The organism is uncultured Aquimarina sp. (assembly GCF_947496855.1).
GTDB lineage: Bacteria > Bacteroidota > Bacteroidia > Flavobacteriales > Flavobacteriaceae > Aquimarina.
Window position 1 is genome coordinate 1 of record NZ_CANMED010000003.1, and the last position, 13453, is coordinate 13453.

A 13453-nucleotide genomic window follows, 5' to 3' on the forward strand; every position below is an offset into this window, starting at 1 on the left:
GATCAAATAGTTTATCTTCGCTATCGCTGCGTAAACGATTTAATCAACGACGCTAAGGCTGAGTTTAGTACGACGTTGTGCGTCATTCAATCAAAATTAATTTAATATGATTAAAAAATGGTTTCAAAACCTTTTTAAACAAAAAAATAATATCAATCTTGAAATAATTAAAAATGCTATAATTGATTATAGAAATGACGGCAAAAGGTTGATGTTTGAACTTGGGAAAAAATACGCTCTTGATATTGAAAATAAAGAAGATTATGAAAAACTAATTTCTAGAGCTAATGAAAATGTTCCTAGAAGAGGAGAACTCTCAAAAAGATGGAATTATAGTTTTCACGGAGGTGAATGCGGATTTTATAACAAAAAACATCAATTGCGGGTCGAAGTGGTACTAAGTAATCCTCCCGAATTCGGACATATTGATTCCTGGTTTCTTTTATCTTACATGGAATCTACTGAAAAATACAAAAGTGAAGTTATAGGAATTGATTGGCAAGAACTAAAATTGTCAATCGAGACATTATATTTAAAAGGTGAAATTGAAAACATATGAATGAATTTGAATTTATTACTGATGAAGGTTTTTTTATTTGGAATTCCTGTACTGTATTTCACGGGTATGTAAAATCTGGTGAAATACAAACAAATGACAAAATTAAACTAGATTCTAAAGATGGAATTATAAATGCTAAAGTCAAATTAATGATTACTCTTTCAAATAGAGAGATTATTAACAAATCAATACAAAGCGAAAAAATTGCTATCGGAATTGACAGGTTTGAAAAACAAGATTTAAATATTTTTTGGAATAAATATGATCCAGATGTAGATGAAATCGCTCCAAAAATGGAAGAAATTCTTAAAATAGAGTATCCACTAGTAATTACTAAAAGTGACTCCTAAAAAACGAACGCACAACAAGATATATGTGATCATAGCTGTTTAGTGATAAATCGAAAGGTCTTTGTATATTTATGAAGGCGCAATGCTTGCAAAAGGAAAAATATAGCAACCAATGCGCAGAAAACGTCGACAGTTAGGTAACATTTGCCACAGCTACGACACATATATTAAACGTTATAAGCAATTTTCTCTAAATTTCAAGGTAACAATTTTATTAAAAAAGACACTTACCTATATACATATATAAATAAAACAAAAATGGGAAAAATAATATTGTGGATTGGAATAATAGGAATTAACATTTCATTAAGCGCACAAGAAACAGTTCAAGGAATTAATTTTCAGGCAGAACATGAAAGTTACAATTCAAATGGAATTCACAACTCCCATATAAAACAATGGAACAGATTATCTTTAGCACTCAAATCAGAAAATAATTCATTTAGAATTGAGGATTGGACTTTAGGAAGTAATTCAATAAAAACTATATTATCAGCAAATGTTAATGGTAATATCGGAATAGGAACAACAAGTCCAAATCAAGATTTAGAAATTTACAGTAGTAGTCCTGTTATTCGTTTAAGAAATTCTGTTGATGGGATAAGTTCATATGGGTGGTTAGAATTCAATGACGTAAATTCCAGAATGGGATATGTAGGATTTGGTTCAACAAGTACTAACCATTTATACATCATGAATGAAACAGGAGGAGACATATCTATTCCTAAAGGTAACCTTGGAATCGGAACTACAAATCCAAGTCAAGATCTAGAAATTTACAGTAGTAGTCCGGTTATTCGCTTAAGAAATTCTGCAGACGGAACAAGTTCTTATGGATGGTTAGAATTTAATGATGTAAATTCAAGAATGGGATATGTAGGATTTGGTTCAACGAGTACTAATCATTTATACATTATGAATGAAGCTGGAGGAGATATATCCATGCCTAAAGGTAATGTCGGAATCGGAACTACAAATACAGGCTCCTGGAAATTAGCAGTTAATGGAAAAATAAGAGCAAAAGAAATAAAAGTTGAAACTGGTTGGTCTGACTTTGTTTTCTTTGACGACTATCAACTACCAACTCTTGATGAAGTGGAAAATCATATTCAATAAAATGGACACTTAAAAGATATTCCAAGTGCAAAGGAGGTAGAAAAAAATGGAATTTTCTTAGGGGAAATGGATTCCAAGTTACTCCAAAAAATAGAAGAACTAACTCTATACACTATTCAACAACAGAAAGAAATCCAAAAACTAAAGGTCCAAAAATCTCAAATTGAAAAGCAAAAAAATGAAATAGAGGAATTAAAATCATTAGTTAAACAACTGCTTAAATCTGAAAAATAAAAAGCTTATAACAATTTGTATAATGCATATGAACCCAGCGGGATGCAAACGCACCATACAAGAAACGTTATCATAAATTAAAAAAAACATTAGACGATTAAAAATCAATAATTTACGCTAAAATGGAAAAATTTATTCTTACCTTTTGTTTACTATTTTCTATCAATTTTTGTATTGGACAAAATATAGATATTCAAATTATTGAACCTAATACTACTTTCGTTAATAAAACTTTTAATATACAAGTAAAAGTAGATTCCTTTTATGAAGTTTCATTAGTACAAGCAGAGATAGAAGGAAAAGTAGTAGATTTAGATATTGTAGAGCAAAATATATTCAATGGTATTGTCGATTTTGAGGATTCCGAACAGGGAGAATATATTTTAAAAATTATCGTTAATGATGTACTTGGAAATATTAAGGAAGTAACTCAAATACTCACATATGACTCTCCTTCTGAAATAGTGGACTTAAAACCTGTATATTATGATGTAAAACAAAACGGAAATGTTAGGATTGTATTTGACGCATTTGATAGACCACGAACAGATTTACCAACTAATCTCTTGTATCAAGTGTTTTTGATTAGTAGCAATGGAAATACTATTTTGGAATATGACGATGATAACAATCCTATTCCAATAATAGAATCAAACGAAGTAATTGATCAAGAATTTAATCTTTCTGAATTTATCGATTCAAAAGTTGAAATATTATATTCTGTTACTGATGCATCAAATCAAACCTTAAATATAACCTCATATTTTTTTATTGAGACAAGTCAAGCATTAAACTTAGAGTATAAAACAAATAATCATCAAATAGCCGATTTTGACGGAAAAAAGATACTATCTACTTCAAGAGGTAATTGTAATTTTTCTTTATCCGAGGACTTTAATTTGTTTGGAAATTTCAAAATTACTGACATAACTACTAGTGAAGAGAATACGATTAACTTAGAATCTCAATTTTATATAAAACAGGCACTTTTCCCTCCAATGAAATTAATAGAAGATGGAATATTATTTTCAAGTGTTAGAAATGTTAATGATAACGAAAATTATCATAATACCCTTTTTTGGCATTCTGATAGTCAAATCGTAAAAGAATTTCCAAAGGTTATTATTGATGGCTATGATTCAAATGATCCAACTCTTTATTTTGGATTCAATAGAACATATGTTAGTGGGGATCATTATTCCAATTATTTGTTAAGACAAGAACACATATGTTTAGATCTTGAACAAACACCTGGTACAGTTTTGGTGGACTGTCATAATATTTCACCATCTTATTTTATACACAATAAAAATGATTTAGATATGTATACTCCTTTATCTGATTTTCAAATAGAGGATGATCAAATGGGGGTTAGTAAAGTATTTGACAATGGTTCGATTTTATACTATGACGATAAAGGAGACATTGTTTTTCTTGAAAATGGAGTAAAGACTAATATTACTTCTGATGGTGATTTTCCACGAATTAATAACACAGCTGTTAAAACAGATGGTAATTTATTCGTATACAGCAAAGTAGAAGATCACTTGTTTTCTTGGGATTATTCTAGTGTTTCGACTATATTTTTTGATTCTGAAAATAATATTGAAGAAGAATTTCGATTTGATGATACTGATTTTTCATTTAATCCAACACATTATATGATAAATAATGGTTTTGTTGCATATCAAAACCTAGGTAATCTAGGACAAGAAGTCATAATGCTAAGAACAGTATCAGGCGAAAAAATTAGAGTTTCACCGTTTGGTTCGGATTCAAGATTAGTAGCAGTAAATAACATTGGAGAAATCATATTTCAAAATGACAGAAAGTGGTATTTGTATTCTAGTGAAGGAGAAATTATTAAAATTTTAAATAATGCTGGAAATACTGGCAGTAAAGCTTATTATAAAAATGACAAATGGTTTATCAACATTGGTAATTCCCTATTTTCTGTAAACTCCGATACAGCTTTAAGTGTTAATGATATCTCGGAAAAGATAAATTTCAGTATATACCCTAACCCCTCAACAAATACGATTAATATCCAAAATGGTTTTTCATTGGATATAGAAAAGTATTCAATATATGACTTCTCGGGCAGAAAGGTTATAGAATACTCTGATTTTAAAAATGATAATAATCAGGGTTTTTCAATCGATATCTCAGGATTAAAAAATGGAATTTATTTTTTAACTCTCCTTGATAAGTCTAAAAAGAGGTATAGCAAAAAACTGATTAAGGGGTAGCTATAAATTTAGTAGTAAAACTTATGATAACACAAATGTATGAAGTCATAATACCCTATCGGGATATTACGCCTCATACATGCAACGTTGCCAGTAATTTAAGAAACATTGAGAAAACTAATAATATTCGGAATAATTTTAACCTTAATATCCTGTAATTTCTCGGACAAAAAAGCAGAACCTAACAACGAAAATGAAATGTTTGGATTATTTAAATCAAAAAAAGAACCTAATCGAAAAGAAAAAACTGAGAAGTTCTTAAAAAGTAAAGGAGTAAAAATAAATTACAATCTTCCGCATATAGAGTCTGAGGAAGAAACGACATTGAGAACACCAAAAGAAATAGCTCAAAGAGTTACTGTTTTGGCTACAACAAATATGGTTGCATTTAATGGAATGTCAGGACAAGAAGCAACCGAATATTTAAAAAAATATAACCTTTGGGATTATGTTACGCCAGATGAAAAGGATTTTTTAGCCAATCCAACTGACGAGAAAAAAAATCAAGAAACTTGGAAATGTGAAGGTATTTGGGTTTTAATGTGGTCACTAAAAATAATTGATGATTTAGGATTTCCAAGTGAATTATGTGATTTGAATAATATTCCTTCGGACAAATATCCTATCGGACAAGATAAAGACCCTAATGATTTTATTAACAGAATTACGGAATCTAGAACAAAATCAGAAATACTTGATGTAAACGATTTATATTACCGAATAGATTGGGCTTGTGTTGACGCTAGAGTTAATGGACACGAATTAAATGGGTTGAATGCTGGAGTAGTTTATGAAAGGCATTATACTCTAAATTGGTTGGTTAACTATATGGAACAGGAATGGGACGATGTGTCAACGGATACATAAAAACTACTGGCAACAATGTATATAAAAAATAGCGAAAGTCATTGCTAACACTAAGGTTTGGGCATTTTTAGAAATTCAGCTTATGTTTATCAGAAAAGAAATCGCTTATCACCTGCCCTACGTTTCTTATACTGAACGTTGGCAATAATTAGAAGTACACCAAAATATACATAAGTGAAAGTCTTAAATATTCATAAACGAACATTAACTCAACCGAAAAATATAGTTGTTGAAATACTAAAGACATTATCAACTGAAAATGATAAAGTTTGGCCAAAAGAAAAATGGCCAGAAATGAAATTCAAAGGAGGGATTAAGGTTGGAGCAAAAGGTGGACACGGACCAATAAGGTATTCTGTAGAAAAATATAATCCGAATGAAATAATTCAATTTAAGTTTAATAAACCTTATGGATTTATCGGAATTCATAAGTTTGAAATAAAAGAATTAGATGAAAACAAAACGGAAATAAAACATACGATTGATATGAATGCTAAAGGAAAAGGAATATTGATTTGGACTTTTGCTATACGTTCATTGCATAACGCACTTATTGAAGATGGATTTGATAAAATCGAAAATAATTTATCTGGTAGTCAAAAAATAACTGAATGGAATTTTTGGACTAAATTTCTTAGGAAACAGATTTCAAAAAGGAAAAAATAACACATAAAAATACGTTGCACAACAATGGCTATATTTAATCCAAAGTTTAGTGTATTTTTATTAAGTCCGCCAAATCGGAAATTAATCGCTTTTTAATTCCCGTACTAATCAAAGTCAACCCGTTGGCAACAATTAAAAAATGAACGAAAACATCCTAGATACAATAAGTAATTTCTATACACCTCTATCATCTGAATGTCAACAAGATTTCTTTAGACATTCTACAATTAAAGTGTTTAAAAAAGGAGAAGTTGTTGTTCGTGAAGGTCAGTTAGCAAAAAAAGGCTATTTAATTGAGAAAGGCTGTGCTAGGGCATACTACTTAAAAGATGGAAAAGACATTTCGGATTGGTTTACCTTTGAAAATCAATTTATGGCATCTATTGTGAGCTTTTTTAGTGAAGCACCAAGTCCACATTACATTGAGTTTATTGAAGATTCTACAGTATATGAATTTAACGAATCAACCGTAAATATGCTTTCTAAAAAGCATCATGATTTTGAGCATTTCATCAGTAAGGTCGTTACCGAAACCATGTTAGGCTTATGTGAAAGATTACACAGTATCCAATTTAACAAAGCAGAACAGCGTTATGACTATCTTTTAAACATATATCCAAATATAACTAACCGAATACCACTAACTCATATTGCTTCTTATTTAGGAATTACACTTGAAACCTTAAGCAGAATTCGCAACCCAAAGAACCGAATTTGATTTATATCAAATGACACTCTCTTTTATTGATAGACCTTTGTGAAAAAGGAATACAATGAAAGAAAATACCAATCAGCAATACTCTATTTGGGGGAAATGGTGGGAACCCATAAGAAAATGGTTTTACAGCATATGGTTCACCTATGAAACCACTATTCGATTTTACGAATATTTTATTTCGGTCAACCAATATTTTACAGAACAACAGAATACTATTTCATCATACATCGGAAATATAGGTGCCCAAATTCTCAATGTATTTTGTAGCGCAGGCACATTTGTAATTTGTGTTATTTTCCTGACTGTCCCTATCATTTTTATTTTATTCAAATTCTTTAGTGTCAATAATCTAACCAATACAAGTTTTGAGCAAAAATTGAAACGGATATTGTAGTGGCATTGTATAAACCGTATTAAAAATGAAAAAAACACTCATCATAAACGGCCATCCTGATAAAGAGAGTTTCAATTATGCTTTATCAGATGCTTATAAAAAAGGAGCAATCAGTTCAGGTGCAGATATTAAGGAAATCAATATCAGAGAATTGAATTTCAACCCTAATCTTCAGTTCGGATATCGAAAAAGAATGGAACTAGAACCTGATTTAATAGCTGCTCAAGAAAAATTAATTTGGGCAAATCACATAGTTTGGGTTTACCCTGTTTGGTGGAGTTCTGTTCCCGCAATTATGAAAGGTTTTTTAGACCGTATTCTGCTCCCAGGGTTTGCATTTAAAAAGAAAGAAAATTCGTTATTGGCAGACAAATGCTTGACTGGTAAATCTGCAAGAATAATTTGTACTCTTGACCAACCGCCTTGGTATTATAGTTTGGTTTACAAAAGCCCAAGTCATAATGCTATAAAGAAAGGTACATTACATTATATAGGTGTAAAAAAAGCACGAATTATTACTATTGGTCCCATCCGATTATCTAAAGAAAAATTTAGGACAAAATGGTTGAATAAAGTAGAAAAACTTGGACAAAAGAACAGGTAGAATTAATATTTTTATATTATGAAAATTAACAACGGTAAAATTCTAATATTTCTTGGTATTTCACATTTTCTATTAGGAATATCTCCATTGGCTTTTGGAAAACAATTTAACGTATTTTACTCCAAATTTTTCTTTAGAATTAGTGAGGGGCTCTTGGAATTTCCCTTTTTTAACGGACAAATGAACTATGAGTATTTTGCGGCTTTTTGGTTCGTATATTTTGGTTTATTGCTCATTCCGTTTGGTATGGCAATTAACCATATTGAAAAAACAAATAATTATATACCATGGCATTTATCATACACCTATTTATTTGTGGTACTCATTGGTGTTTACATGATACCTCTTTCTGGAATGACATTTTTAATGTTACCTCACGCAATTTATATGTTAATTCAGAGAAATAAACAGAAAAAAGTAAAAGAAGAAAAAACGGAGTTAACTGATAATCAAAAAACAATACTCTCAAAAATTGATTTTTCGGACACTTTTTCCACAACTAATCATGTAAACAATATTGAAGAAATTACAAATCTTGTTTTTAACATAACTTCGCAATGGATTAATTTATTATTTGCTCTACGGAATAAAATTACAGGCTTGTTTGGTTTAAAAATGGAAATTCCAGATGATTACAATGAGCAATACAAAGTAGGAGGATATATAAAATTCTTTAGGATATTCTCAATATCAGATAGTGAAGTGATTCTGGGAATAGATGACTCGCATTTAAACTTTCGTGCGGTGATTAATAATAATCAATCTGATTCAAACAACGTTAAAGTAATTACTTTGGTCGAATACAATAATCTTAAAGGATATATATATATGGGTATAATAAAACCATTTCATAAACAAGTTGTCAAAAGAATGGTTAAAAACGCATTTAGAGAAAGTAAAAAACGTACCGTAAATAACCGAACAGACAGTAGCCAAAACAAAATTTGAAAATATGAGCCCAAAAGAAAATCTTAAAAAACTAAACCTTGAGCTTCCAAAAGTATCAATACCAGGAGGGAATTATGTTTCTGTCAATGTTCGAGAAAATATAGCATATATAGCAATCCAATTTCCAATCTTAAATGAAGAATATCTTTATCAAGGGCGATTAGGAAATGAAATTTTAACAGAACAAGGCTATAAAGCCATGGAATTATGCGCCTTGAATGTTTTATCCCAAGTAGAAAATAAAATAGGGTTTGATGAAATTGTAGGACTGAATCATATTGATGCTTATTTTCAATCAGGAGAAAATTGGGACGACTCTCCTAATATTGTAAACGGAGCTTCGGATTTATTTGTGAAAGTATTAGAAGAAAAAGGGAAACATTCAAGAGCTATTTTGGGGGTTGAAAAATTACCAAGAAATTTTAGTGTTGGATTAACTACTACATTTACAATAAAATAAAAACGAGACACCAATGTGATATCTATAAAGTTTAATAAGGAATAAAACTACAAATAAGTATAAGCTCAGTGTACAATTCTAAAATATTGGATTTTTTAGCTTGATATTTATCTTAAACTAATCGTTAACAATGGCTAAAAAATGACAAATAATATTTCAATAATTGGAGGAGGAATTGGAGGACTAGTAACAGCACTATCTTTTGACAAACTAAATATATCTTATAGATTATATGAGAGAGCAGAATCTTTAAAAGAAGTGGGAGCCGGAATATGGTTATCACCAAATGCTCTTCAAGTTTTAGAATGGATTAATCCTAAAATGTTAAAGGAAATTCAAAATGCTGGGAATATTTTCAACCGGATTTTAGTAGCTGATCATAAACTAAACCCAATTTCTGATTCTAGCCAAAGTTTTGTTCAAGAAAAATTTGGTTACACAACAATGGCAATTCATAGAGGGAAATTACAACAAATCTTATACAAATACGTAGCACAAGAAAATATTGAACTGAATAAAAATTTTAAAGCATACTCACAAAATAAAGATCAATCTTTAAAAGTAAACTTTATAGATGGGTCCTTTGTAAATACAAATTCTATAATTGGTGCAGATGGAATAAATTCTAATGTGAGAAAACAATTATTTCCAAATAGTAAATTAAGGTATTCAGGACAAACATGTTGGAGAGGAATCTCAGATTATGATATAAAAAATAAATTAGAGTCTGTTGGTTTTACGCTATGGGGTAAAAAATTACAATTTGGTGTATCGAAAATTACAGAAGGGAAAGTATATTGGTTTGCTGTAAAATTAAGTGCCCCAAATTTAACTGATGATAAAGAAAACTTAAAAAAAGAATTAACTAATATGTTTTCAGAATTTCATCCACTTGTGAATAATCTAATTAAAAACACAACAGGAAATAAAATATTTAGAGGGGATCTTTCCGATTTAGAGCTACTTAATAAATGGAACTCAGGAAATATCTGCCTAATTGGCGATGCTGCGCATAGCATGACACCAGACTTAGGACAAGGAGGTGCTCAAGCTATTGAAGATGCCTTCTATCTATCTAACTTCATTAATAATTCAACAACAATAGAAACAGCCTGCCAAAGTTTCTTTAATTATAGAAAAGAAAAAGTTGAAAAATTAGTTAAGCAATCAAGACTTACATCAAAGATTGCAATAACAAATAGGTTTACGGAAAAAATCAGGAATTTTATTCTCAAAAACACGCCTGAATCTTACATGAAAAAACAGATGATTGAATTGTATACTTTGGATAAAACTATTGCCAACAATGTATAAAAAACATAGGTCATTTGTGCTTGCAGAAAGGTCTTTGAATATTTACAAAGTTCGCTAAGTAATAAATCGAAACGATAGTACTTATCACCTGCCCTACGTTCCTTATACTAATCGTTGTAGATAATTGCATATTACAGCTTATTAACCGAGAAGATTCGTGTAAATCAAAACCTAATATTAATAAAAATCGAAATGAAAATTAAGTATATCTTAATCCTTATCATTAGTTTAATCTCATTATCCCTAACAGAACTTGAACTTGAAAGGAAAGAAATCTTAAATGGGGATTTAACAATGTTAATTCCTAAAGACTTCATTCGTGTTTCAAAAGAAGATTATATTCCTGAATATGCTGGAGTGCCCAAGCCGGATGATTATTTTAAAAATAAAGAGAAATCTATTGAAATTTCATTTATGCGAATTCCTAAGCAATCAGAAAACCTTCAATGGTGTAAAACATTTTCTCAATCTGCATTTAGAGGAAATGATTCAAAATTCTACTTTAATGATACAATAAGCATAAATAACATAAAAATGCATCTTACAGAATTTGATGCTACGTTCGTTCTATGGTAAGAAAACTTTCTCTAGAATGTTTTTTATCAATACCAATGATAATACAATAATTGGAAATATCAATTGTCATTTGGAATTAAAAGAGCAATGGAATCCAATTACAAAAGAAATTTTCGAATCAATTAAAATAAAATAACTATCTACACCACTATATATGTGATCATAGCAGCTAGGTAATCAATCAAATGGTTATTGTATTTTTGGTAAGGCGCAATGCTTGCAGAATGAAAAAGTTAGCAATCAATGCGCAAATAAATCGAAAAACAAGGTAACATTTTACCCTGCTACGACACATATATTAAACGTTGTAGATAATTACTTAAGTGAAATAAAAAATAATCTAATGTCGACATCTCCAAAATTATTCGAAATAACATTGATTGATCTTCAAGAAGAATTATGCTCTGAATGGAAAGAATCTTTTAAAGAATTCCCTGAAATTCAAATTATAAATGGAAATTTCGAATATGTTAGAAAATTTGACTGTTTGGTTAGTCCTGCAAATTCATTTGGTTTAATGGATGGCGGAATTGATTTGGCTATTCGAAATTATTTTGGAATGAAAATCCAATATAATGTTCAAAAAAGAATACAAAAAGAATTTTATGGAGAACAACCTGTCGGAACTTCAATAATAGTACTTACTGAAAACGAACATCACCCTTTCTTAGCTCACACGCCAACAATGAGAGTACCTACAGATATTTCCAAAACGGATAATGTCTATAATTCTTTTTTTGCAATGCTTACAGCTGTTGCTAATTATAACAAAAATAACAAGGTTCAAATTGAAAAAGTACTTTGTCCCGGAATGGGGACGGCTACTGGAAGAGTTACGCCTAAAGAAGCGGCAAGACAAATGTCTACTGCATATAAAAACTTTTTAAATCCAACAACGAATATGAATTGGAAAAATTTGAGGAAACGTCACGACGAAATAATTGGATAAAAACTATCTACAACACGATATATGTGATCATGTCTTAGATTTGGGTTTAATAGGAAGGTTCGTGTATATTTGCTATGGCGCAGTGATTTTAAAGCTGAATTAAAGTATAAAATCTGCGCAGAAATATCGAAAAACAGGGTAACATTTTGCCCTGCTACGACACATATATTAAACGTTAGCTTTCATCAAATAAAATAAAATGGCAAGTGGATTTATAATATTAAAGGATGGAAGATGTTTTGCAAGAAGATGGACTGGTTATGACGAAATTCTCAAAATAGTAATAAAAGAATTACGTGAACTGGAAGGAGGAAAACCTCTCGCTAAATGGCTTAAAGTTATAATACCTAACGATAATCTGACTGACGAAATGGAGGCTGGTTGGGGATTTCTAGATTTGGAATCAGACGAATGGATAAGTCGAAAATTGGATTTAAGAAGCTTAACAAAAGAAAATCAAGAATTATTCTGGGAAGCAATACAACGTGGTAAAATTAATTTAAATTACCAAGGACAAGGTTATTCTATATTATCACCTGATTATTTTCAGGAATTTTATGAAATGTGCGAACTAGCTGAGAAAGGAGAACCTCCAATGCAACTAACCCACTGGAATAAACTTGCGGATCCTTGCAATGAACAAAATGGACCTGGTTGGAAAAAATAAAAACGAAAAGCTAACACTATATATGTGATCATGGCTTAGATTGTGATTAATCGAATGGTTCTTGTATATTTAGGATGGCGCAGTGATTTTAAAGCTGAAAAAGGAATAAAATCTGCGCAGAAAAATCGACGATTAGGTAACAACTTGCCTCGCCACCACACATATATTAAACGTTAGCATGTATATTCACAAAATGAATCTTTCCAAAGTTTATTTTTATATAATCGTAATAATTTATTTACTACTCAGTTGCGCAATTATAACATTTACTGAGGATCTAAAGGATAATAAATATTTAAAACGAAAGTCTTAGGTGAAGTATCTCTGGTTTTTACTTGTTATAACCTCAAAAGAACATTGTCTATACTGGGGTTCGAAGCATTGATGAACAAGATCAAGGCTGTTTTGATCCTGTTTTTACCAAAATATGCCTCCTTTAGAATCAGAAAGAATCATTTTAAGCACTTTTTGACAAAAATCTTGATTCCAATACCTAATAAAAACAACTTCTATATATTTGAATAAACAAAACCAGGTTAATACACAGACTCACGTTAGGTGCATAATTCCAAAATGATAAAATATTCTGATGATAAGAAGTAAGCTAATAGGAATTCTAATCATTTTATTGGGAGTTTTAATTCTCCTTTATAAAAATGATGGCTTTTATGGTTGGGGAGGATATATAGATAAATCTTGGGAAAACATAGCTATCAGTTCGATCCTAATCATCACTGGAGTTTTCTTTTTGAAAAGAAGTAAAAAATCTAACTAATTAAAAA

Annotated in this window: 16 protein-coding genes; all 16 read left to right on the forward strand. The window is 30.2% G+C overall.

Translation table 11 applies throughout. The features are described from left to right. Positions 1–106: 106 nt before the first annotated feature. Positions 107–559 (forward strand): hypothetical protein, encoded by a 453-nt coding sequence (locus Q0921_RS09490; RefSeq protein ID WP_299256158.1) that lies wholly within the window; start codon positions 107–109, stop codon positions 557–559. Further along, entirely contained in the window at positions 556–909 is a 354-nt protein-coding gene (locus tag Q0921_RS09495) for a hypothetical protein (protein WP_299256160.1), read from the forward strand. The genes Q0921_RS09490 and Q0921_RS09495 overlap by 4 nt, the downstream gene beginning before the upstream one ends. Before the next feature lie 258 nt (positions 910–1167). After that, complete coding sequence (locus tag Q0921_RS09500) at positions 1168–2025, forward strand: hypothetical protein (protein WP_299256162.1); 858 nt, start codon at positions 1168–1170, stop codon at positions 2023–2025. A 356-nt stretch (positions 2026–2381) separates the two neighbouring features. Continuing rightward, positions 2382–4508, forward strand: coding sequence for a T9SS type A sorting domain-containing protein (locus Q0921_RS09505; protein ID WP_299256164.1), 2127 nt, complete (start codon positions 2382–2384; stop codon positions 4506–4508). Between the two features lie 108 nt (positions 4509–4616). Beyond that, positions 4617–5375, forward strand: a complete 759-nt coding sequence (locus tag Q0921_RS09510; RefSeq protein WP_299256166.1) for a DUF4272 domain-containing protein — start codon at positions 4617–4619, stop codon at positions 5373–5375. A 174-nt stretch (positions 5376–5549) separates the two neighbouring features. After that, entirely contained in the window at positions 5550–6041 is a 492-nt protein-coding gene (locus tag Q0921_RS09515) for a hypothetical protein (RefSeq protein WP_299256167.1), read from the forward strand. A gap of 139 nt (positions 6042–6180) precedes the next feature. After that, entirely contained in the window at positions 6181–6759 is a 579-nt protein-coding gene (locus tag Q0921_RS09520) for a Crp/Fnr family transcriptional regulator (protein ID WP_299256169.1), read from the forward strand. Between the two features lie 55 nt (positions 6760–6814). Next, the gene (locus tag Q0921_RS09525; RefSeq protein WP_299256171.1) at positions 6815–7153 is read left to right on the forward strand and encodes a hypothetical protein; all 339 of its coding nucleotides are present in this window, start codon (positions 6815–6817) and stop codon (positions 7151–7153) included. 25 nt (positions 7154–7178) lie between these two features. Beyond that, on the forward strand, positions 7179–7757 hold the full coding sequence (locus Q0921_RS09530) for an NAD(P)H-dependent oxidoreductase (RefSeq protein ID WP_299256173.1): 579 nt from the start codon (positions 7179–7181) through the stop codon (positions 7755–7757). An 18-nt stretch (positions 7758–7775) separates the two neighbouring features. Beyond that, a complete protein-coding gene (locus Q0921_RS09535) occupies positions 7776–8705 on the forward strand; it encodes a DUF6463 family protein (RefSeq protein ID WP_299256175.1) in 930 nt (309 codons plus the stop codon). A gap of 4 nt (positions 8706–8709) precedes the next feature. Then, complete coding sequence (locus Q0921_RS09540; RefSeq protein ID WP_299256177.1) at positions 8710–9165, forward strand: RidA family protein; 456 nt, start codon at positions 8710–8712, stop codon at positions 9163–9165. A 141-nt stretch (positions 9166–9306) separates the two neighbouring features. Further along, positions 9307–10479: an FAD-dependent monooxygenase gene (locus tag Q0921_RS09545; RefSeq protein ID WP_299256179.1), complete on the forward strand. Its 1173-nt coding sequence runs from the start codon at positions 9307–9309 to the stop codon at positions 10477–10479. Positions 10480–10671: 192 nt separating this feature from the next. Continuing rightward, entirely contained in the window at positions 10672–11055 is a 384-nt protein-coding gene (locus Q0921_RS09550) for a hypothetical protein (RefSeq protein ID WP_299256181.1), read from the forward strand. Between the two features lie 343 nt (positions 11056–11398). Further along, positions 11399–12004, forward strand: coding sequence for a macro domain-containing protein (locus Q0921_RS09555; protein ID WP_299256183.1), 606 nt, complete (start codon positions 11399–11401; stop codon positions 12002–12004). A 199-nt stretch (positions 12005–12203) separates the two neighbouring features. Next, positions 12204–12671 carry a hypothetical protein gene (locus Q0921_RS09560; protein ID WP_299256185.1) on the forward strand — a complete coding sequence of 156 codons (468 nt, stop codon included), beginning with the start codon at positions 12204–12206 and terminating at the stop codon, positions 12669–12671. 589 nt (positions 12672–13260) lie between these two features. Further along, the gene (locus tag Q0921_RS09565) at positions 13261–13446 is read left to right on the forward strand and encodes a hypothetical protein (RefSeq protein ID WP_299256187.1); all 186 of its coding nucleotides are present in this window, start codon (positions 13261–13263) and stop codon (positions 13444–13446) included. The last annotated feature ends 7 nt before the right edge of the window (positions 13447–13453 follow it).

What these genes read in the sequence shown, in the direction of transcription:
- Q0921_RS09500 (WP_299256162.1), top strand. Translation starts at nt 1,168, where the DNA reads ATGGGAAAAATAATATTGTGGATTGGAATAATAGGAATTAACATTTCA.
- Q0921_RS09545 (WP_299256179.1), top strand. Translation starts at nt 9,307, where the DNA reads ATGACAAATAATATTTCAATAATTGGAGGAGGAATTGGAGGACTAGTA.
- Q0921_RS09495 (WP_299256160.1), top strand. Translation starts at nt 556, where the DNA reads ATGAATGAATTTGAATTTATTACTGATGAAGGTTTTTTTATTTGGAAT.
- Q0921_RS09560 (WP_299256185.1), top strand. Translation starts at nt 12,204, where the DNA reads ATGGCAAGTGGATTTATAATATTAAAGGATGGAAGATGTTTTGCAAGA.
- Q0921_RS09490 (WP_299256158.1), top strand. Translation starts at nt 107, where the DNA reads ATGATTAAAAAATGGTTTCAAAACCTTTTTAAACAAAAAAATAATATC.
- Q0921_RS09520 (WP_299256169.1), top strand. Translation starts at nt 6,181, where the DNA reads ATGAACGAAAACATCCTAGATACAATAAGTAATTTCTATACACCTCTA.
- Q0921_RS09525 (WP_299256171.1), top strand. Translation starts at nt 6,815, where the DNA reads ATGAAAGAAAATACCAATCAGCAATACTCTATTTGGGGGAAATGGTGG.
- Q0921_RS09555 (WP_299256183.1), top strand. Translation starts at nt 11,399, where the DNA reads ATGTCGACATCTCCAAAATTATTCGAAATAACATTGATTGATCTTCAA.
- Q0921_RS09505 (WP_299256164.1), top strand. Translation starts at nt 2,382, where the DNA reads ATGGAAAAATTTATTCTTACCTTTTGTTTACTATTTTCTATCAATTTT.
- Q0921_RS09530 (WP_299256173.1), top strand. Translation starts at nt 7,179, where the DNA reads ATGAAAAAAACACTCATCATAAACGGCCATCCTGATAAAGAGAGTTTC.
- Q0921_RS09550 (WP_299256181.1), top strand. Translation starts at nt 10,672, where the DNA reads ATGAAAATTAAGTATATCTTAATCCTTATCATTAGTTTAATCTCATTA.
- Q0921_RS09535 (WP_299256175.1), top strand. Translation starts at nt 7,776, where the DNA reads ATGAAAATTAACAACGGTAAAATTCTAATATTTCTTGGTATTTCACAT.
- Q0921_RS09540 (WP_299256177.1), top strand. Translation starts at nt 8,710, where the DNA reads ATGAGCCCAAAAGAAAATCTTAAAAAACTAAACCTTGAGCTTCCAAAA.
- Q0921_RS09565 (WP_299256187.1), top strand. Translation starts at nt 13,261, where the DNA reads ATGATAAGAAGTAAGCTAATAGGAATTCTAATCATTTTATTGGGAGTT.